Annotated in this window: 18 protein-coding genes and 1 pseudogene; 6 read left to right on the forward strand and 13 right to left on the reverse strand. The window is 34.7% G+C overall.

Annotation, left to right across the window (positions count from 1 at the left end):
• The first annotated feature begins 24 nt into the window (after positions 1-24).
• The 6 genes and pseudogenes from V5M36_RS15340 to V5M36_RS15365 all read left to right on the forward strand — a co-directional run bounded on the left by V5M36_RS15340 (position 25) and on the right by V5M36_RS15365 (position 6,490).
• On the forward strand, positions 25-873 hold the full coding sequence (locus tag V5M36_RS15340) for a fumarylacetoacetate hydrolase family protein (RefSeq protein ID WP_338560549.1): 849 nt from the start codon (positions 25-27) through the stop codon (positions 871-873).
• A gap of 52 nt (positions 874-925) precedes the next feature.
• On the forward strand, positions 926-2,260 hold the full coding sequence (locus V5M36_RS15345) for an MFS transporter (protein ID WP_338560551.1): 1,335 nt from the start codon (positions 926-928) through the stop codon (positions 2,258-2,260).
• A 166-nt stretch (positions 2,261-2,426) separates the two neighbouring features.
• Positions 2,427-3,689 (forward strand): OprD family outer membrane porin, encoded by a 1,263-nt coding sequence (locus V5M36_RS15350; protein ID WP_338560553.1) that lies wholly within the window; start codon positions 2,427-2,429, stop codon positions 3,687-3,689.
• 195 nt (positions 3,690-3,884) lie between these two features.
• A pseudogene (locus V5M36_RS15355) lies at positions 3,885-4,080 on the forward strand (IS3 family transposase); the annotation flags it as partial.
• Between the two features lie 280 nt (positions 4,081-4,360).
• Positions 4,361-4,597, forward strand: a complete 237-nt coding sequence (locus tag V5M36_RS15360) for a VF530 family protein (protein WP_002058193.1) — start codon at positions 4,361-4,363, stop codon at positions 4,595-4,597.
• Between the two features lie 522 nt (positions 4,598-5,119).
• Complete coding sequence (locus V5M36_RS15365) at positions 5,120-6,490, forward strand: phosphomannomutase CpsG (RefSeq protein ID WP_338564265.1); 1,371 nt, start codon at positions 5,120-5,122, stop codon at positions 6,488-6,490.
• 69 nt (positions 6,491-6,559) lie between these two features.
• Here the strand turns inward: V5M36_RS15365 and galE are convergent, their stop codons facing one another.
• Genes galE through V5M36_RS15430 form a run of 13 tightly spaced genes read right to left on the reverse strand, consistent with a single transcriptional unit; the run spans position 6,560 to position 20,582 of the window.
• Positions 6,560-7,576: a UDP-glucose 4-epimerase GalE gene (galE, locus tag V5M36_RS15370; RefSeq protein ID WP_338560559.1), complete on the reverse strand. Its 1,017-nt coding sequence runs from the start codon at positions 7,574-7,576 to the stop codon at positions 6,560-6,562.
• Between the two features lie 12 nt (positions 7,577-7,588).
• Positions 7,589-9,244, reverse strand: a complete 1,656-nt coding sequence (gene pgi / locus V5M36_RS15375) for a glucose-6-phosphate isomerase (protein WP_338560562.1) — start codon at positions 9,242-9,244, stop codon at positions 7,589-7,591.
• Positions 9,241-10,500, reverse strand: a complete 1,260-nt coding sequence (locus tag V5M36_RS15380; protein WP_338560565.1) for a UDP binding domain-containing protein — start codon at positions 10,498-10,500, stop codon at positions 9,241-9,243. Before V5M36_RS15380 ends, pgi begins: the two co-directional genes overlap by 4 nt.
• Positions 10,501-10,544: 44 nt before the next feature.
• Positions 10,545-11,423 carry a UTP--glucose-1-phosphate uridylyltransferase GalU gene (gene galU, locus V5M36_RS15385; RefSeq protein WP_338560567.1) on the reverse strand — a complete coding sequence of 293 codons (879 nt, stop codon included), beginning with the start codon at positions 11,421-11,423 and terminating at the stop codon, positions 10,545-10,547.
• 26 nt (positions 11,424-11,449) lie between these two features.
• Positions 11,450-12,082, reverse strand: a complete 633-nt coding sequence (locus V5M36_RS15390) for a sugar transferase (RefSeq protein WP_338560569.1) — start codon at positions 12,080-12,082, stop codon at positions 11,450-11,452.
• The gene (locus tag V5M36_RS15395; RefSeq protein ID WP_338560571.1) at positions 12,079-13,221 is read right to left on the reverse strand and encodes a glycosyltransferase family 4 protein; all 1,143 of its coding nucleotides are present in this window, start codon (positions 13,219-13,221) and stop codon (positions 12,079-12,081) included. The genes V5M36_RS15390 and V5M36_RS15395 overlap by 4 nt, the downstream gene beginning before the upstream one ends.
• Positions 13,211-14,278 (reverse strand): glycosyltransferase, encoded by a 1,068-nt coding sequence (locus V5M36_RS15400; RefSeq protein ID WP_338560574.1) that lies wholly within the window; start codon positions 14,276-14,278, stop codon positions 13,211-13,213. The genes V5M36_RS15395 and V5M36_RS15400 overlap by 11 nt, the downstream gene beginning before the upstream one ends.
• Positions 14,278-15,348 carry an EpsG family protein gene (locus tag V5M36_RS15405; protein WP_338560576.1) on the reverse strand — a complete coding sequence of 357 codons (1,071 nt, stop codon included), beginning with the start codon at positions 15,346-15,348 and terminating at the stop codon, positions 14,278-14,280. The genes V5M36_RS15400 and V5M36_RS15405 overlap by 1 nt, the downstream gene beginning before the upstream one ends.
• A 15-nt stretch (positions 15,349-15,363) precedes the next feature.
• Positions 15,364-16,440 (reverse strand): glycosyltransferase family 4 protein, encoded by a 1,077-nt coding sequence (locus tag V5M36_RS15410; protein ID WP_338560578.1) that lies wholly within the window; start codon positions 16,438-16,440, stop codon positions 15,364-15,366.
• A 12-nt stretch (positions 16,441-16,452) separates the two neighbouring features.
• Positions 16,453-17,418: a glycosyltransferase family 52 gene (locus V5M36_RS15415; protein WP_338560580.1), complete on the reverse strand. Its 966-nt coding sequence runs from the start codon at positions 17,416-17,418 to the stop codon at positions 16,453-16,455.
• Positions 17,385-18,590: an oligosaccharide flippase family protein gene (locus tag V5M36_RS15420; protein WP_338560582.1), complete on the reverse strand. Its 1,206-nt coding sequence runs from the start codon at positions 18,588-18,590 to the stop codon at positions 17,385-17,387. Before V5M36_RS15420 ends, V5M36_RS15415 begins: the two co-directional genes overlap by 34 nt.
• 2 nt (positions 18,591-18,592) lie before the next feature.
• Positions 18,593-19,645 carry a pseudaminic acid synthase gene (gene pseI, locus V5M36_RS15425; protein WP_338560585.1) on the reverse strand — a complete coding sequence of 351 codons (1,053 nt, stop codon included), beginning with the start codon at positions 19,643-19,645 and terminating at the stop codon, positions 18,593-18,595.
• Positions 19,638-20,582, reverse strand: coding sequence for an ATP-grasp domain-containing protein (locus V5M36_RS15430; protein WP_338560587.1), 945 nt, complete (start codon positions 20,580-20,582; stop codon positions 19,638-19,640). Before V5M36_RS15430 ends, pseI begins: the two co-directional genes overlap by 8 nt.
• Between the last annotated feature and the right edge of the window lie 7 nt (positions 20,583-20,589).

The raw sequence follows: 20,589 nt of genomic DNA on the forward strand, positions 1-20,589 counted from the left end.
TTGTGTATACGAAGGGAAAATTAAATGAAATTAGCAAGTTTTACTCATGCTGGTAAAGAATCATATGGCATTTATACAGATGATGGAATTATTGATTTGAAGCCTCAATTTGGCTCTGAGTTTCCTGATTTAAAAAATGCTTTAGAAGAAGAAGCACTTAAGCGCATTAAAGAATATGCTGCTTCTGCACCAATTTCATATTCGCACGCAGAAGTTACTTTACTTCCTGTTATCCCCAACCCAAGTAAAGTGCTTTGCATTGGCCATAACTACGAAGCACATCGTATTGAAACCAATCGAGCTAAAACAGATTATCCATCTGTATTTATGCGTTATGCAGACTCCCAAACTGCTCACCTTCAACCTATTATTAAGCCAATTGAATCTGACATGTTGGATTATGAAGGCGAAATTGCTGTTGTCATTAGCAAACAAGGGCGTCGAATTAAAGAAAGTGAAGCATGGGATTATGTAGCAGGCTATAGCTGTTATAACGATGGTTCTGTTCGTGACTGGCAATGGCATACCCAACAATTTGGTCCAGGAAAAAATTTCTCTCAAACTGGTAGCTTCGGACCTTACTTAGTAACTAAAGATGAGATTGCTAATGGTGAAGTCCTAACAGTCAAAACAATACTGAACGGAGAAATCATGCAAGAAGGAGATACATCAATGATGTTATTTCCAATCCCTAAATTAATCGAATATTGCTCAACTTTCATTACTTTGAACCCTGGGGATGTAATTGTAACCGGAACCCCTGCGGGTGTAGGTGCAAAACGCAATCCGCCTGTATTCATGAAAGAAGGAGATCAGGTCGAAATCCATATCGACAAAATTGGCGTACTACGTAATACGATTTCAGTTGGCTAATTAGTGCTTAATTTTATTATAAATATCTGAAATACAAAGAGGAGGAGACAAGATGTCTCTAAGAAACATGGATGTTCAAGAATTTATTGATTCTATTCGATTTGGTTTTACTCAAAAACTTTTACTCCTATTATGTTTTATCATTGTTGCTCTTGACGGGTTTGATACTGCATCAATTGGTTTTATTGCTCCCGTTTTAAAACAAGACTGGGGCGTAAATCCTGGACAATTAGGAGCTCTATTTGCGGCTGGTCTTATTGGATTAACCTTCGGAGCTCTCCTTTTTGGTCCACTGGCAGATCGATTGGGTAGAAAAAAGATTCTACTTATTTCTGTTCTTTTTTTCGGATTAGGCAGTCTATTATCCGCTTTTTCTCCAAATATGCTCTCTCTAATTATATTAAGGCTCATCACTGGGATTGGGTTAGGCGGTGCAATGCCCACAGCAATCACTTTAATGTCTGAATATAGCCCAAGTACAAAAAAATCAACATTTGTCACTCTTATGTTCTGTGGATTTACGATTGGTTCCGCACTTGGTGGCATACTTTCAGCTCAACTTATTCCATTTATAGGTTGGCGTGGAATTCTCTTCTTAGGAGGAGTATGTCCACTAATTTTATTACCAGTTTTCTATATTTTTATTCCTGAATCTCTTCGCTTTAAAGTATTAAAAAAGCATCCAAAACATCAAATTGATGCACTAATTAAAAAATTATCACCAACAATTTCTACATGCCCTCAGCTACATGCAAATGTAGAAGAAAAAATTAATTCATCTGTAAGAGACTTATTTAATTCAAAATTTGCTTTTAGCACTATATTAATATGGATAGTTTATTTTATGAGTCTAATGACTATTTACTTAATATCTAGCTGGCTACCAACACTTTTAACCAATATTGGTCATTCATTAAAAAGTGCCTCTATGATTACAGCCGTTTTCCAAGTAGGAGGAACTGCCGGCTCTATTCTCTTGGGTTATCTAATGGATAAGATGGGTGGAAATAGAATTTTATCCACGTCATATATATTAGGGGCTATCTTTGTTGTATTTAGCGGTTTATTCAGTCATCAACTAATCTTGTTAATATTAACTATGTTTGCTGTTGGCTTTTTTATCAGCGGTGGGCAAACAGGCATGAATGCATATTCAGCTAATTTTTATCCTACACACTGTCGAGCTACAGGCGTAAGTTGGGCTAATGCCGTAGGTCGTGCGGGTTCTGTTATTGGTTCATTTATTGGAGGATGGCTAATGGCGTTAGATTTAAATATTACTATGATTCTATCACTATTAGCTATACCCGCAATCATTGCCTCTTTCTCTCTGTTTATTCTTAATCGTAAATCTCATAAAAATTTATTAGCCATGGAATCTAATTAATACTCAAGATTCCTAATCTTAAAACAGCAAATCTAAGAATAGATAGGATTTGCTGTTTGAGGCAATAAATTTAAATTCTTTTTAAATTTCAAAACTATAACTATTTGAGTAAAACGGTCAACTTCCGATTTATTTCTGGAATCTATTGACTTTAATAAAGGTAAATATGAAATTTTTAATAACTATTGTACCGCTAGTATTAGGTGTATGTACTTTTAACAGCCATGCTGGACAGTTTGTAGATGAAACTAAAGTTAACCTAACTGCAAAAAATTATTTTTTTACTCGTGATTATAAAAAAGAATCAGCCTATCCAGCAGCTCGAGATTGGGCACAAGGTTTTATTTTTAAAGCTCAATCTGGCTTTACTGATGGAAAAATTGGATTTGGTATAGATGCCTTAGGCTTAGTCGGAATAAATCTATTAGGCAAAAATACTCATTATGCAACGGCTAATGTCTTACCAGTTAATCAGAATAATGAACGTCCGCATACTACAGGTGAATTTCGGCTTACAGCAAAAGCAAAAATGAGTGAAACAACATTACAAGCTGGAACATTGACCCCAATGTTCCCCGTATTATTTTCTTCACCCACTAGGCTATTTCAGCAAAATTATCGAGGAACACAAATAAAAAGCAATGAAATTAAAAATTTAACTTTAAATGCAATTTATGTGGATCGTGTTAATCAAAGAGATTCCACAAACTTCGAGTATTTGCAATTAGCAAATCCAAATGGACGTTTTGAAAGTGCGGCCATATCTTCTAGATTACATATGCTTGGCGGAGAATATAAAGTCAATAATCACTATTCTGTACAATTTTATAATTCAATTTTACATGATATTTATCAGCAAAATTATCTTGACGTAAAGTCAAAAATCCCATTACTTGAAGGTAATTTAAATACAAATGTGCGACTTTTTTTAAGTAAAGATAATGGTGGTGCTTTAGCAGGGACCATCGATAACCAACACTTTAGTGGAAGTTTAGGCTTTACTCAAAACAACCACACTTTCACAGTGGGATATATGCAATCATTTGGAGACTCAGCCTTACCTACACTTTCAGGCACAGAACCATATGTTACCATTGATAGCATGAGTGCAGACTTCATCAACCAAGATGAAAAAGTATATATGTTACGTTATGATTATGACTTCAAAGATACTTCTTTGAATGGCTTTAAAATCATGACCCGTTATACCAATGGATATGATATTAATTTACCTCAATTTCATAAAGATAATTTTAAGCAAAATTCATGGGACATTGACCTAAACTATAAAGTACAAAGTGGAATATTAAATGGCTTAAATTTAAGAGCTCGTTATATGAAATATCGTAATAATATGCCTACAATTGGTATGGCATTTCGCCCAGATGATGAGATAAGAATTAGTTCTGAATACACTTGGGCATTTTAAATTAAATCTATTAATATTTTTTAGCATCTTTCTAAATTTCATAGAGATAGCCACATAAATATACAAGCTAAAGCAACTGAATTTTCTTAGTTCTACTTTAGCTTGTCATAACGTGAACCGTACCGGGTTTGTGAACCGTACCGGGTTTGTCGGAGACCAACTTTCCTGCGATGAGAAGCGCATCGCTTCGCAAGGGAACATCGAGCAAAACGAGATCTACATGATTTTCATCATGCTAAGCAAATCAAACGAATTTGGAAAGAAAGTTCGGGCCGGTATGGCGTTCGTAAAGTCTGGCAACAACTGCAACGAGAAGTTATGTTATTGCGCGCTATACAGTTCTCGATTGATGCAAAATCTTGAAATACAAGGTGTATGGCGTGGTAAGAATACAGATATGGTGCTTGATGCGCTGAGTTATGTGTCGTCTTTTGAGCTTGAAGCAATGTACGATTATAAGATTAACCCGTTAGGTCAGGTGGCCTAACTTAAATAAAAGTCTCCGACAAACCCGGTACGGTTCAATCTCTTACCAATATGATGCCTCACTCGATGGCTGGGGGGCTCTAGAATTTTGGTGGCTATTCAGTCCATCATTACCTACATTCCAACTCTCTAGTTTTCCAACTAGCCCAGGTTATAATAGCCACCCAAAATACGATTGATCTATTATGAACACCTCCAATGACCCTTTACACGGCAAAAAACTTGCTGACATTTTGGATGAATTATTGGATTACTACGGTGGCTTTGAAGGCTTAAGTCGCAAAATTGAAATTAGATGTTTTTGCATAGACCCAAGTGTTAAATCATCATTACGATTCTTGCGTACCACACCATGGGCACGTGAAAAAGTAGAAAGCTTATATTTGTACGTCTTACGCCAAAAGGCCAAACAGAAACCGTAACCTCAGGCAACACCCCTCTCATCATAAAATTATACCAGTCAGTAAAATACCCTTAGATTAAGCATATTTATGTTGGTTATTATTGTTGATTATCACAATAAATTAGTGACCAAAAATCAAAGTACCCCACCCCACCTTAAATTACGTCACATAAAATAAAAACTCTATATAACTGTTATATATAGAGTTTATTAACGTACCAATTATGTTATTTAGTGTATTTTATGTCGGTGACTCTTGCCAAGGTTGGGGTCGAGAGTTCGAGTCTCTTTTTCCGCTCCAAATTCAAGAAAGCCCTCATCGAAAGATGGGGGCTTTTTTTAAAACTTTAAAAATGTATCCATAATAAGTATTTATAAAATATGTTAACTAAACGTTAACCATTCTTAAGCATCTAAAATAAAAAATGATCACGAAACCTCACCAACGATAATCTTAATACTCGCTTTCAAAATGGGCAGACCTGATTGAGTACGGTATACTGAAACCCTCACTCAATTTATCCAATTAGAATCATTCATGATGAATAAACTCACTTGTTTTAAAGCCTATGATATTCGTGGAAAATTAGGCTCAGAACTCAATGAAGACATTGCTTATAAAATTGGTCGTGCATATGGACAGATTTATCAACCAAAAAAAATAGTCGTTGGATGTGATATCCGTTTAAGTAGTGAAGGCTTAAAACAAGCCACTATCCGCGGCTTAAATGATGCAGGAGTCGATGTACTCGATCTAGGTATGACAGGAACAGAGGAAGTTTATTTCGGTGCTTTCCATTTAGACGTACAAGGCGGTATTGAAATCACAGCCAGTCACAACCCAATGGATTATAACGGCTTAAAACTCGTCCGTGAAAATGCTCGTCCAATTGGCGCGGACTCTGGTTTAAATGAGATTCAAGCATTGGCTGAATCTCAAGATTTTAATTCTGTTGAAATTAAAGGTACAACTCAATCCTACAATATCGTACCTGAATTTCTTGATCACCTCATGACCTATATTCAACCTGAAAACATTCGTCCACTAAAATTAGTTATGAATGCTGGAAATGGTGCTGCAGGTCATATTGTAGATGCGCTGGAAGACAAATTTAAACAACTAAATATTCCTGTTGAATTTATCAAAATCAACAATGAAGCAGATGGCCATTTTCCAAATGGTATCCCGAATCCTATTCTCGTTGAGAACCGTGCCAGCACCAGTGAAGCAGTGATCCAACATCAGGCGGATATGGGCATTGCATGGGATGGCGATTTTGACCGTTGTTTCTTGTTTGATGAAAAAGCTCAATTTATTGAAGGATATTATATTGTCGGCTTACTTGCCCAAGCTTTTCTACTGAAACAGTCAGGTGAAAAGATTGTGCATGATCCCCGTTTGGTCTGGAATACTTTAGATATTGTAGATCAATATAAAGGAATTACGGTTCAATCTAAGTCTGGACATTCATTTATTAAAGACAAGATGCGTGAACACAATGCTGTTTACGGTGGCGAAATGAGTGCACATCATTATTTCCGTGATTTTGCTTATTGTGATAGCGGCATGATTCCATGGTTATTGGCTATTTCTGTACTCTCTGATACCAAACAAACGCTTTCAAGTCTGGTCGAAGATATGATTACCAAATTCCCTTGTAGTGGCGAAATCAACTTCAAAGTGACAGATACAAAAGTGACTATTCAGAAGATTTTTGATCATTTTGCAGATCAGAATCCAAAGATTGATCAAACGGATGGCGTTAGTTTAGACTTTGATGCTTGGCGCTTAAATGTTCGCGCATCAAATACTGAACCACTACTACGCTTAAACATTGAAAGTCGTTTGGATAAAAATCCAGAACCTATGCAAACCTATGTTGATGAGTTAACAGCACTCATCCAAAGCTAGGTCAGTATCACACAGTATAAAAAATACAAAAAAAGGGAGCTTTAGGCTCCCTTTTTTCGCTATAGACTATTATTTATAACCATTCGGGTTTTGCTTTTGCCAGTTCCAGCTGTCTGCTAGCATATCTTCTAAACCATACTGCGGTATCCAACCTAATTCGGCAATCGCACGCGAATTATTCGCAAATGATGTTGCAACATCACCTGAACGACGTGGTGAAATTTCGTAAGCAACAGCGACGCCATTCACTTTTTCAAAAGTATTTTTAACCTGTAATACCGAAGAACCATTTCCTGTTCCAATATTCCAAGCACGGCAGCCCGTATTTTCTAAGCGATTATTCAATGCACATAAATGTGCATTTGCAAGATCGACAACGTGGATATAATCACGTACTCCAGTACCATCTACAGTATCGTAATCATCACCAAAAATTGATAATTTTTCACGGCGACCTACTGCAACTTGAGTTACAAATGGCATTAAATTGTTTGGAATCCCTTGTGGATCCTCACCAATACGTCCACTTTTGTGTGCACCGACTGGATTGAAATAACGTAACAGGGCTATCGACCAACGTGCATCTGAAATCGATAATTTTTCTAATAACTGCTCAACAATGAGTTTCGTATAGCCATAATTATTGCTTGGCAGCCCGGTAGGCATTTCTTCACTTAAAGGTGAAATATTTGATTCATCATAAACAGTCGCGGAAGAACTAAAGACCAAGTTAAATACTTGCGCACGTTCCATCGCCTGTACCAAACACACTGAACCAGCAATGTTGTTATCAAAATAAGTCAGTGGAATTTGCTGACTTTCACCGACTGCTTTGAGTCCAGCAAAATGAATCACGGCATCAATATGGTATTTTCTAAACAACGTATCCAGTGTTTCAGAATGGCGAATATCACCCTCTACAAACGTTAATTTTTTTTGTGCTAAGGCTTGAACACGCGTTAATGACTCTACCGAACTATTTGATAGGTTATCTAAAACAACAACATCATGTCCCGCATTTAACAGTTCAATACAGGTATGCGAACCAATATAACCCGCCCCACCCGTCACTAATATTTGTGCCATTTTCAACCCATTCTATTTATTTAACAATACTTTAATCAGACCTTGAGTTGAAGCATCCAATTGTGATAAATCCTGCTGAGTGCCATTTAACACAGGTAAGATTTGATTGGCAATTTCCTTGCCTTTTTCTACGCCCCATTGATCAAAGGGATTAATATTCCAGATAACAGATTGCACAAAAACTTTATGTTCATACAACGCGATGAGCATGCCCAACGTATAAGGATTTAACTCATTCAATAATAAGGTTGAGCTCGGTTGATTACCTTCGTACTGCTTATACTCAGGTAGATTTTCAAGCTCTTTTTGATCTAAAGCCTGATTACCAAATGCAAGAAGTCTTGACTGAGCTAAACAGTTTGATAGCGCCAAATGATGTTGCTCGATTAAGGCATCTGCATTTCCAGCATAGGTAAACTGGTTAGAATTATAACGCTGTACAGGTGCAATAAAATCACAGCTTACTGAATGCGAACCTTGATGCAACAGTTGGTAAAATGCATGTTGCGCATTCGGTCCCACCTCACCCCATAAAATCGGGCAAGTATCAAATTCGACTTTAAGCTCATTTCTTTGGATCGATTTACCATTCGACTCCATTTCAAGTTGCTGTAAATAAGACGCGAAATATTTCAAGCGACCATCATAAGGCAACACAGCATGTGTTTGAATATCCAGAAAATTATTATTCCAAATACCCAATAAACCCATCAATACAGGTACATTTTCACTCAGCGGTGCATGCTGAAAATGTTGATCCACGGCGTAGGCGCCGGCTAATAATTGCTTAAAGCCACCCACACCTACAATTAATGCGATCGGTAAACCGATACATGACCAAAGCGAATAACGCCCCCCGACCCAATCCCAAAGTAAAAATTGGTTTTCAGGTGCTATACCCCATTGCGTCATTTTTTCTGGTTTGGTTGAGACACCAATAAAATGATGTCGTACTGCACAGACATCATCACCTAAAGATTTCTCTAACCACTGCCGAACAGTATGTGCATTTGACAATGTATCTATGGTGCCGAAAGACTTTGACGAAATAATGAATAATGTTGTCTCAGGACGCAGTTGATGAAGTAGCGCCGAAAGCTGACTCCCATCCATCGTAGAAACAAAGTGCACACCCAAGTCTGCTTTGCTATTGACCTTAAAATCAGACAATGCATGCGTGACCATAAGCGGTCCAAGGTCCGAACCACCAACCCCGATATTCACAACGTCTCGAATGACTTCGCCTGTACATCCACGATATTGTCCCGCATGAATCAAATCCACCAATTGATACATACGCTCTAACTGGGTATGCACCAATTCACTTAATGCTGGATTGACCGAGTCATTTTTCGGTAAACGTAACGCCCAATGCATCGCAGCGCGCTGCTCTGTATAATTAATTTTTTCTTCTGAAAATAACCGCTGAATCCAGGTTTTTAATTTTTTTTCTTCAGCAAATTCTGTGAGTTTTTCAATGATCGTTGCATCAATACGATGTTTACTAAAATCAAAGGTCAATTGATCAAATTGTACTGAAAGCTGTTTAAATCTCAGCGGATTGTCGGCGAATAGACTCGTTAAATGTTGATTATTTTTATCAGTCGCAGCCGATTTTAATTGATCAAGTAAATCTGACTCTGTTTCAGGCACACTCAATGTATTCATACGCGGCCTACTCCTTGATAATCAAACCCTTGTGATTTTACATATTTCGGATCGTAAATATTTCGACCGTCCAAAATAAGCGCATTCTGCATCTTGGCTTTCAAATAACCAAAGTCTGGACTCCAATATTGCTTCCATGCAGTCAACAAACACAACGCATCGACCTGATCTGTCGCTTGATATTGATCTTCACACAAAACTAAATCAGCACGCTCGCCATACTTTTTTCGAATTTCATTCAGTGCTTCTGGATCATGTAAATACACAATTGCACCTTGCGCCCATAATGCATCGAGTAAGGGGTGAATCGATGAGTTTTGAATGCTGGATGTATTTTCTTTAAAAGATGCACCCCAAATCGCAATTTTTCTATTTTTTAAATCGCCTTTAAAGTAGTTCCATAACTTTCTAAACAAGATTTCTTTTTGTTCTTCATTAATATCCCAAACTTGCTCAAGTAGGCGGCTTTTAGTGCCCGTTCCTGAGACAGTATTTGCGAGTGTTAAAATATCATGAGAAAAGTTTTCACCACCAAAACCAGCACCTGGTGAAAGATAAGATGCACCAATTCGGTTATCCGCAGCCAATCCTTGTTGTACGTTGCTAATATCAATCCCTAATTTTTCAGAGACTTGCGCCAAATCATTCATAAAGCTAATACGTGTGGCCAACATGCCTGAAATACTCAATTTGGTAAATTCAGCATCTAAAATCGGCATAAATAAAAATTGCTGCTTAGATGGAAATAAAGGACGAAATACTTCCATCAGAAATGATGATGTTAAAGCATCTTCAACGCCCACAATCAACTTTTGTATACTCAACACACTATTTAATGCATTACCTTCTTGAATATTATCGGGTAAATACGCCCACATCGGCTGCGCTATTTTTTTAGATAGTCTTTGTGTCGCATGAAGTCCAAATGTCGAACCATTCATCATCAGCTTAGGCAACACGCTTTGCTGACTCATATCTGCAAGCAGCTGTTCTGCTCGACTTAATTCTGAATTTGCAAAACCCAATAAGCACACATCATGTTCAAAATCATTTAAAAGTGCTTGCTCTACATTCAAGAAACCCGACTGAATTTGCTTTTCCAAGAGCTGATTCACATGATGATCCTGATATGTAGGCATGCTTGCTATTTGATTTTCTAAAAAAAACGGACACCAACAAACCTGATGACCAGATTCAGCAAACAATCCAGCAAATACAGCAGCCTGAAGTGTAGAACCGAAAATACTAATTTTCATACATCACCAAATAACCAACACGCGCAAATAATTTGAATCAACAATTAAGATAAATCTAATTCTTGGATTAGTTTTTTAAATTCAGCGCCCAATTTTTGATGGGTCAAACCATAATGTAATACAGCTTTGAGATAGCCTATTTTGCTACCGCAATCAAAAGTTTGACCTTTCATACGATAAGCCTCTACAGCTTCTGACTGTTGCAAAGTCGCAATCGCATCCGTAAGCTGAATTTCACCACCCGCACCTTTCTCTGTAGTTTCGAGTAGCTGCATAATTTTTGCTGGCAGTACGTAGCGGCCCACAACTGAAAGATTGGATGGCGCAGAGCCTATAGCAGGTTTTTCAACGATTCCCTGCATCACAATGCTTTGACCTTCGTCAAGCGTATGCTCTACATCCACAATTCCGTATTGATCAACCATATGATCAGGCACAGCTTCAACCATAATTTGCGATGCATTTGAGCGATTAAAACGCTCAATCATTAATGACAAATCATTTTTTTCAGCATCATCTTTAACCAACACATCGGGTAATAAAACCACAAAAGGTTCATTACCAACGATGTCTTTCGCGCAGAGTACTGCATGACCTAAGCCGAGTGGTTGAGGTTGACGTACACTCACCACACTCACATTTGAAGGTAGAATATCAGTAATTTCTTTAAGCAAATCAATCTTTTTTTTATTTTCTAATGTCGTTTCAAGTTCAAAATTACGGTCAAAATAATTTTCAATTGATGCTTTAGATGAGTGCGTCACTAAGATGATTTGTTCAATACCTGCTGCAACGGCTTCTCTAACGACATACTCTATTGCAGGACGGTCAACCACTGTGACCATTTCTTTAGGAATAGACTTACTCGCTGGTAAAAAACGGGTACCCAAACCAGCAACGGGAAGAATGGCTTTTTTGATCATAACGACACTATATTAAATAAGTTAATTTAAGAATTTGAAGATGATTTTGATTCAATAGCATCTACATCATTTTGAGAAGAAAAACGACTCGCACCCACTTCTTGATCAGGTGCATTTATACCATCTTTATTGAGCATTACTTTGACGGTTTTAAACATAATTTTAAAATCGAGTAAGATAGTTCTTGATTCTACATATCGAACATCAAGTTCAAATTTCTCTTCCCATGATAAATTATTACGACCATTCACCTGAGCTAATCCAGTCATGCCTGGTTTAACTTCATGACGTCGCATTTGATATGGGGTGTAATGCTCCATAAACTCGCATAGTTGGGGTCTTGGTCCCACAATACTCATATCCCCTTTTAAAACATTGATCAGTTGAGGCATTTCATCCAAGGTTGTCGAACGTAGTTTTTTCCCAAAAGGTGTAATTCTTTCTTCATCAGGCAGAGGATGACCATTTTTATCAACAGCATCTTTCATCGAACGAAATTTTATCATTTTAAAAATTTTACCGTTTTTACCTGGCCGCTCCTGTATAAAAAAAATTGGGGAGCCTAAGTTTTGACGAACTTTCAATGCAACAATAAAGAAGATTGGTGAAAGAAGAATGATAGCTATCAACGATATCATAATATCTACTAAGCGTTTCATTTATGATTTAATCCCATAATTTCTACTAGTTTAGAATTAATTTTCTCTGCATCAAATTTTTCTTGTGCAATTTTAAAGCTTTCTAGACCCATCTCGTTGATTCGATGTGGATGTTCAATAAAATAGCACATTTTATTTGCCAAAGCTGCCGAATCCCACTTAGGTACAAGATATCCATTGAGCCCATCAACTACTGTTTCACGACAGCCCGGCACATCTGTAGTAATCACAGGTCGTCCAATAGCCATTGCTTCCTGTGTACTTCTAGGTACACCCTCTCTATAGGATGGCAGAACAAATACACTCGAGTCTGTTAGCCATTTTTGTACATTTGTTACATAACCGGGATATTCGAATAATTTTTCATTAATAAATTGATCGAGTTGTTCCTGCTTCAGGGCACCCATATTTTGATGATCAATCTCACCTAGAACTGTAAAATGTGCATAAGGATATTTTAATTTTACTTTCCTCATTGCATCAATAAGCTCAAAAACGCCTTTTTCTTTGAGCAACCGCCCAATGAATATAAATTTAATAGGATTTGTTAGCGCTTCCGTATATTCATAATCCTTTAAATTTAGTCCGATACCACCTAAAACATGAGTCTCAGATAATTTAAGCCCATGTTTTTGCATAAGGTCGTGCTGATCATCTGGATTTAAAAAAATCATTTTATCAATATAAGGAAATGCAAATCGGTAAAGTAACAGTTGTACGTTACGAATCAATTTCGTTTTGCTTGTTTGTCCTTCAGGCTGATCTGTAAAGGTATAGCCTAAACCTTCGAGCATGCCAATAATATTGGGCACTTTTGCGATTTTGGCGGCGATACTGCCATATATCACAGGTTTTGCAAAATATGAAAATACCAAGTCTGGTTGGATATCTTTAATTTTTTTTACCAACTGTAAGGTTGATGCAATATCTGCAAATGGATTAAGTCCACCACGGCTAAGCTCATAACAGACTGGTATTGCACCTAAGGTTCTAATTTTATCTAAACAACTTCCAGTATATTCAGAGGTAAATGCATAGACCTGATGGTGATCGCTGATTAATTTTTTTATTAAATCAGCACGAAATCCATAAAAACTAGAACCTGTGGTTCCGATGATGATGATTTTTTTAGGCTTCATAGATTTCTAACCATTTATCCACAGAAGCTTTGAGTGAAAATTTTTCTTCAACAAGCTGTCTTGCTTTTTTATTATTTTCTGCAACGATCTCAGCCGTAAGCTGTAAGGCTTTCTCTAAAGCTTCTGCCAAAGCTAAACTATTTTGTGGTGGAACCAATATACCAGTATCGCCCATGATTTCAGCACTACCACCACAGTCAGTTGCAATTACATATGTTTGACATGCCATTGCCTCTATCACTACTGTGGGTAGTCCTTCATGCTTAGATGATAATATAAAAAAATTTGCATCATTCAATAAATCTGGTATATCTGAGCGTTTTCCAAGCAATATCACTAAATCTTTAATGCCTAGGTCTTGGATTAAATTTTCTAGATTTTCACGCAATTCACCATCGCCAACAATATAAAATTTTATATTAATATTTTTTGATTTATCCTTTAATAACAATATTGCATGAAATAAATTTGGATAATCTTTTTGTTCATTAAACCTACCAACCGAAATAAATTTAATTTCATTTTTTTTATTTTTCTTATTCTCGAGTTTATTAAACTTTTCTAAATCTATACCATTATAAACAGTGACTAAATCACTCTTAGAAAAAGCACCTTTTGCAATTAAAGAATCGCAAGCTTCATTACTTACATTAGTATTCATATCTGAAAGAAAATTTGTAAATTTATAGGCAAGCATTCGAATGCTACCACCTTCATTTGAATTATGCGCAGTACAAATAAGCTTTGGAATTGAATAAAATACACGAGAAACTCTAGCAAATATATTTGCATGTATCATATGTGAATGAATAATATCTGGTCGAAAACTTTTTAATAAATTTCCATAGCTATAGAGTGCATTTTTTAGATTTTTTAATGTATCAAGATTAAGAGAAATTAATTCAATACTTTCATTTTTTGGATGTACAATAATTGGTCCTTTTAAATAAGCTATTTTAACTAAATGTCCCTTACTAGACATTTGATCAGCTAAATCAACCACAACCTTCTCAGCACCACCCAACCCTAAACCTGTTATGAGATACAAGATATTCATTAAAATGACTCTATAATATAATTAAAAAGATAGTTTTGATAAGGCAGCCACGCATGAGACCAAGCACCAAAATTCAACCAAATAATAAGCATGATAGTATTAAAAAATATAATAAAACCTAGCATTACCTGTCGATTAAAGACATTTAAAATTGTAAAAAGATAGGAAAAAACAAAAATATCATAAACAATTAAATATAGGTTAAATCGATCTGCTAAAGTTGAAAATGGAATTGCAAGTGCTAAAGTATATAAAATAAGTAATGAAAGATAATCAAATAATCTAATTTTTTCCAACAAAATTCTTTTTATTTCTGATCTGTAAAATATATAAAATATTAATGGAAGAAAATGAACAATGATCCTAAAAATTGCTCCAGCTGAAGACACTTCTCCTGACTGGTCTGTATATATATTTTCACCTGAAACTGAAGATATATATACTGCACTACTCATAACTAAAAATGAAAAAAAGGTATAACTTAGAAAAACAAAATTACTGTTAAAGGTTCTTGGAAGAAAAAACAAAGGAGCAAACATTAAAATAATAATAGCAGATTTATGAAAAATAAAAGCAAGCAAAGAAAAAACTAAAAAATTAACAAGCTTTTTTTCTATCGCGTAAAGCATTGCTATCAGAAAAAAACTAATAGCAACAGATTGTCGGGTATACCCCATAGAAACCACAAGAATCAAATAGGGAAAAGAAACTAAAAGTGATATCCAGTAATTTTCAATTTTTTTATAGAAAAAAATAAACGAAATATAAAAAAAGATTGAACATAAAAAGTTAACGAATATAGTATCAGAAAAACCAATGATTTGACTTAAATAGTTAAAAAAACTATAGCCAGGATCAGTGATAAAGAGTGACTCGTTAAAGCTTAACCCTTTAAAATAATCATAAATTTGTAGATAATTACCCCAATCCCCCCCTATTTGAAAACGAAGACCTGTAAATACAATTAGAAAGATTATAAATAAAATAAAAGTTAACTTATTTGCAGCAGTTCTTTTAAAAAAAAATGCAGCTAAGCAAATAAAAGACCAAATTAAATAGTAAATTAGCAAGATAATAGTCCTAAATTATTTCAAAATACTTAACCATTCTTTGGTAATATTTTGGGTACTATATTTTTTAGCATTTTCATACGATGCTTGTGACATTTTCATAAAATCATTATCATTAAGAGTAATCATATGGAGTAATTGATCAGATAAATCCTTCATATTTTCCGCTTCAGCTAAAAATCCGTTTTCACCAGGTGTAATTAAGTCAGATGGTCCAGCATCACAACTAAATGAAACTACAGGTATACCAAATGATTGAGCTTCTAAAATAACCATTCCGAAACCTTCAAAACGTGAACTCAAACAATATATGGATGCATTTTGATATTGCACGGTAACATTTCTAGTTATAGGAATAAAATTAACTCTTTTAGATAAACCTAAATTTATAACTTGCTGTTTTAATTTACTTTCATCCTCTCCACCACCAACTATTTTAAGTGTCCAGTATAAATTAACTTTGCAAACTTCAGCCCAAGCTTCAATTAGTAGATCAAATCCTTTCTGATACGTTAACCGTCCCATAGCAAGAACAGTTTTCGATGATGAGTTCGCTCTATGATTTGTATTTTCATAAGGAGTTGGATTCGCTATAGAAATAATTTTAGCATTAATTTTATCTAAACCCTGTTGCCATAATTCCATATCACGATTAGTCAAGGTTACAATATAATCACAATATTTTGCAGCCCATTTTCTTCCTAAATCTCGAAATTTAACACCAAGATTGATATTAAAATTAAAATGCTCCCAACAAATATGTTTTACATTTAAACCTATCAATGCTGGTACTGTAAAAACACATGAAATACTATCTACCACGATCAAGGTATCTACTCGATTTGCTGTTACAAATTTTCTAATCCGCCAAACAGCACCTAAGAAATTTTTCTTCATTGAAATTTTTTCAGGATAGATGCAATTAATACAAACACTTGGCTCCAAATCAAAAAAAGGTTGGTTACCCTCAGCTAAGCTTAAAATAGAAACTTGGAAACCTTGTTTAACTAGAGCATTTGCAATTAAAGTAGTTACACGCTCTGTTCCACCACTATTATTGATATTTCCAATTAAAAAACAAATTCTTTCCATTATTATATTACCTTAATCTATTTTTAAAACAGAGATATCAAATTTATTTTTTACCATTAAGTAAAAATCTTTGTATTTTTCTAGAAGAAAATGATCTGCTATGTATATTACTTCCACTCGTTCCAATTCTTTAATATTCAACAATGCACTACTAATAAAGCTATAAACTTCTACTTTAACATTTTGATTTTCAAGTAAATATTGAACAATGTAGTCTTCAAACACCAAAGGACTCTCTATTATCTCAAATTCGCCATTCGGATAACTATCTTCACGTGGATGAGGAAAGTAATAGCTTAACTTTAATCTTTCTAATTTACTTAACACAAAATTATGAGTAAATTTTTCATCAATTTCAGTTAATGGCTGACCCAAATAAAATTTTACAATTCTGTTTCCACCAGAGCAGTCTGATTTTACTTGCGGTAACAAAGAAATATATTTCGTATTTGCAATAATATTAGGTACATTTCTATATAATGTATAATGAAGTTGAGATCTTTTTTTTATATCTTTCATATAGTGTTTAACTCCCAAAAACCTCCATATAAACTGTTTCAACTTAGGTGGTTGAGTATTAGAATAATATAAACTAGAAGATATTATATTTGCAGTACCATCATCAAAAGTATAAATACTATTCAAAAAATTTTTAGAAACTATATATTGAAAATGTCTAGAATCAATACTTGCCAAGTACAATTCTTTATAATTTTTATTTAAATTGTTTTTTTTTAAATTTTTAATAAAATCAAAAAAACCAAATAATCCTGATTTTGGAATATAATATATACTGCTCAAACATTTTTTTTTCAATCTATCGTAGTAGTATTCATACTTCTCATTATCATTTAGAACCATAACTAATAAATCAAAATTCCTATCGGAGTGTAGATCGATAATCCTTTCTGCAATCAACATCTGCAAGGGAGTAACGCACATAATTAAGCTTGTTGACTCTTGCTTAGGATTACCCATAAAACCACTACCATTAATAAATTAGAGAGTATAAGAGAAAAAGGAATATATTTTATAGAAATTTCACTCAGAAAAGCAAGCAACATTATATATACTACTGATGTTGAAAATGTAACACTTGCTATCAATTTATTCTTTCCATAAAAAAATAAATAATTAACTAGTAATAAGTAAGGCAACGTTAAACCATAGCCTATCAGAAATAATACGGTATAGAACTGTGAATCACCAAATCCTTTACCTAAAAACCATATAAATAGTGTGTTGGGTAGAAAATAACAAAATAAAGCAGGAAGACTAATAAAGATAAGACTTGTTAATGTATATTTTTTTATTTTTTCGATTGTTAATTTTTTATTTTTTAATCTCTCATAATAATAAGGAACAATTGCCTTATTTAAAGCCATAAAAAATATTGTTAATACAGATGCTATTTGCACACCCGCAGAATAAACACCCAGCTCAGCAGGTGCATATAATTTATAAATGAATATTCGATCAACCTGTCCTTTCATAAAAAAACTCAATTGATGCAAAATCAAAGGAATACCAAATGAAAAAATATAGAAAAGAGAAGATTTATAGTTCTTCAAACTAAATTTACGACTAATTTTAAAGCTTTTATTAATAAAGAGGTAGGTAACAAAAAAAACTAAAGCACTACTCCAAAGCAACGCTACTAATCGATTAACCACCTGATCACCAGCAACATACTCAAGCATTATAACTGTTAATACTATTAAACTAATACTACTTAAAAATTGAATTATAATATAAGGAACTGGTTGCTTTTGAGCTTGACGTAAAGCAAGCTGTACAGATAAAAAGGAATTAAAAGTTGCAATAAGGGTAATATATGCAATTATTTCACTTTTTAACATCCATGCAACTATCAAACATACACATGAAAATATAATATTATATAAATAACCTGCCTTTACAATAAGGTCTATCGCTTTATTACCATAAAAATAAAAATAGCGTGTTACTGCACCTTCTTGACTAAGACCGATAAAAATACTGAATAAAGCTAAAATGGTTAAATAATATGAGAGCTCACCAAAACCATCAGGCCCTAACTTTCTTGTCAAATAAGGCAACATGAGAAAAGGGAGACTTTTCGCAAAAAGCTCCCCTATCAGATATATAGCACTATCTTTTAAAATACGCATACTTATTTAAATAAATCTATACGTGTCGCAGTATTTTTAATTACATCTTGGGCCAGAACCTTCCCGATCAAAGTATCAAAATACTTAGGTGCTAATCCAAAGCCTGGTCGTACACTACGAATGCAAGTTTCATCTATTACATCACCCGCTTTCATGTCTTTCACAAAGTAAAGTGAACGTCTTAATTGCGCATTACCTTGCTCACTAGATTTACGACCATAATCTACTTGCCCCAAAGCTTGCCATGCGGTTTTGGCACCATCACATAATTGTTTCAAATCTTCAGGTTCTAATGAAAAACTATCATCAGGCCCACCACCATTACGATCTAAAGTAAAATGCTTCTCAATAATACATGCACCCAATACGACTGATGCAATGGCTGTTGTATTGTCTAAAGTATGATCAGATAAACCTACAGGTATATTAAAACTTGAAGACATATCCTGAATGGTTCTTAAATTGTAATCTTCTGCTGGTGCTGGGTAGCCACTTACACAATGTAAAATAGCCAGCTCTTTACACCCCCCATCATAGGCAGCTTGTACTGCTTCTGCAATTTCTTCTTTATTAGCCATACCTGTAGAAATAATCAATGGCTTACCGGTAGCAGCCACATATTTAATTAAAGGCAAATCTACAGCTTCAAAAGAAGCAATTTTATATGCAGGTGCATTTAAGTCTTCTAGTAAATCTACAGCTGTACGGTCAAATGGCGAACTAAAAATAGTAATCCCTAACTCACGAGCATAATCAAATAAAGGCTTATGCCACTCCCATGGCATATGTGCCTTCTCATAAAGCTCATATAATGATTGACCATCCCACAACCCTCCATGAATAATAAATTCTTTATTTGTACTATTTAGGGTAATTGTATCTGCTGAATAGGTTTGTAATTTAACTGCGGAAGCACCCGATTTTTTAGCCACATTCACAAGTTCGAAAGCTTTTTCCAAGCTTCCGTTATGATTAGCTGATATTTCTGCAATCACATAGGGTTCATGATTTGCAGATATTCTTTTTCCATTGATAGTAATGTAATGATTATTCATAAATTGTCTCAGGTAAATGAATATACTCTTGGACTCCACGATAAAACCGTGTACCTGTTATTGGTGGTGTATAACTAGAAATAGGCATCCCTAAATGTTGTGATAATAACCATTTTAAATCTGTAAATCCCATTTTATCCCTAAATACTAAGGTACTAGATAGGCGTGGATTAATTTCAAAAAGCTTAGGCCCTTCCTTAGTTAGCCTTAACTGGACATTCATTACCCCATCAAGATTTAGAGCAATGGCGATTGATTCAACATATTTTTTTATATGAATATTATCAATAACTTCGCCTTTACTAGTAAACCCACCTTGCAACTCACGTTTTATTATTAACATACGAGTTCCTGTTACAGGGGAACGAAATACTGGGCAAGTATACTCCTCATTATCAGGGCTTAAATATTCTTGCCAAACTAAGCTTCCATCTAAATCCAAAGGTAATTCACTTTCAGAATATACTTTAGAAACTCGCTTACTTCCTTGTCCCGAACGTGGTTTTACAATAACTGGATATACTGTTGGTCTACTTTCTTTTAGGAGGCCATATTTTGGGACTACAATCCTACATAATGCTAAATACTCTAAACACTCATGTTTATCCAAAGATTTTTCAACAACTAAATCATTTGTTTTAACAATTATCGCATCTGCGATTTTATTTAATCCACCTTGTACAATTTTTGAAATCTCTGCTTCGCTAGTAGGAATAAATATTTTTATATTATTATTTATTATATATTCTTCAAGCCAATTTAAATAATAAGCTTCATCAGCCCTTGGCGCGACAGTACAGTAGTCATAGATAGACGTACCAGCGTGGTCAGATTGAATATCAATACCATGGATTTCACCTTTCCAGTCATTACTACGAAGAATCCTACCTACACCAAATCCTATATCACTTGCCACACCACTTACTAATATATTCATTTAATTA

It is taken from the genome of Acinetobacter sp. KS-LM10, assembly GCF_036896575.1.
Classification (GTDB): domain Bacteria; phylum Pseudomonadota; class Gammaproteobacteria; order Pseudomonadales; family Moraxellaceae; genus Acinetobacter; species Acinetobacter avistercoris.

What these genes read in the sequence shown, in the direction of transcription:
- pgi (WP_338560562.1), bottom strand. Translation starts at nt 9,244, where the DNA reads ATGAATACATTGAGTGTGCCTGAAACAGAGTCAGATTTACTTGATCAA.
- V5M36_RS15390 (WP_338560569.1), bottom strand. Translation starts at nt 12,082, where the DNA reads ATGAAACGCTTAGTAGATATTATGATATCGTTGATAGCTATCATTCTT.
- V5M36_RS15410 (WP_338560578.1), bottom strand. Translation starts at nt 16,440, where the DNA reads ATGGAAAGAATTTGTTTTTTAATTGGAAATATCAATAATAGTGGTGGA.
- V5M36_RS15415 (WP_338560580.1), bottom strand. Translation starts at nt 17,418, where the DNA reads ATGGGTAATCCTAAGCAAGAGTCAACAAGCTTAATTATGTGCGTTACT.
- V5M36_RS15395 (WP_338560571.1), bottom strand. Translation starts at nt 13,221, where the DNA reads ATGAAGCCTAAAAAAATCATCATCATCGGAACCACAGGTTCTAGTTTT.
- V5M36_RS15420 (WP_338560582.1), bottom strand. Translation starts at nt 18,590, where the DNA reads ATGCGTATTTTAAAAGATAGTGCTATATATCTGATAGGGGAGCTTTTT.
- V5M36_RS15430 (WP_338560587.1), bottom strand. Translation starts at nt 20,582, where the DNA reads ATGAATATATTAGTAAGTGGTGTGGCAAGTGATATAGGATTTGGTGTA.
- V5M36_RS15345 (WP_338560551.1), top strand. Translation starts at nt 926, where the DNA reads ATGTCTCTAAGAAACATGGATGTTCAAGAATTTATTGATTCTATTCGA.
- V5M36_RS15350 (WP_338560553.1), top strand. Translation starts at nt 2,427, where the DNA reads ATGAAATTTTTAATAACTATTGTACCGCTAGTATTAGGTGTATGTACT.
- pseI (WP_338560585.1), bottom strand. Translation starts at nt 19,645, where the DNA reads ATGAATAATCATTACATTACTATCAATGGAAAAAGAATATCTGCAAAT.
- galU (WP_338560567.1), bottom strand. Translation starts at nt 11,423, where the DNA reads ATGATCAAAAAAGCCATTCTTCCCGTTGCTGGTTTGGGTACCCGTTTT.
- V5M36_RS15400 (WP_338560574.1), bottom strand. Translation starts at nt 14,278, where the DNA reads ATGAATATCTTGTATCTCATAACAGGTTTAGGGTTGGGTGGTGCTGAG.
- V5M36_RS15365 (WP_338564265.1), top strand. Translation starts at nt 5,120, where the DNA reads ATGAATAAACTCACTTGTTTTAAAGCCTATGATATTCGTGGAAAATTA.
- V5M36_RS15340 (WP_338560549.1), top strand. Translation starts at nt 25, where the DNA reads ATGAAATTAGCAAGTTTTACTCATGCTGGTAAAGAATCATATGGCATT.
- V5M36_RS15360 (WP_002058193.1), top strand. Translation starts at nt 4,361, where the DNA reads ATGAACACCTCCAATGACCCTTTACACGGCAAAAAACTTGCTGACATT.
- V5M36_RS15380 (WP_338560565.1), bottom strand. Translation starts at nt 10,500, where the DNA reads ATGAAAATTAGTATTTTCGGTTCTACACTTCAGGCTGCTGTATTTGCT.
- galE (WP_338560559.1), bottom strand. Translation starts at nt 7,576, where the DNA reads ATGGCACAAATATTAGTGACGGGTGGGGCGGGTTATATTGGTTCGCAT.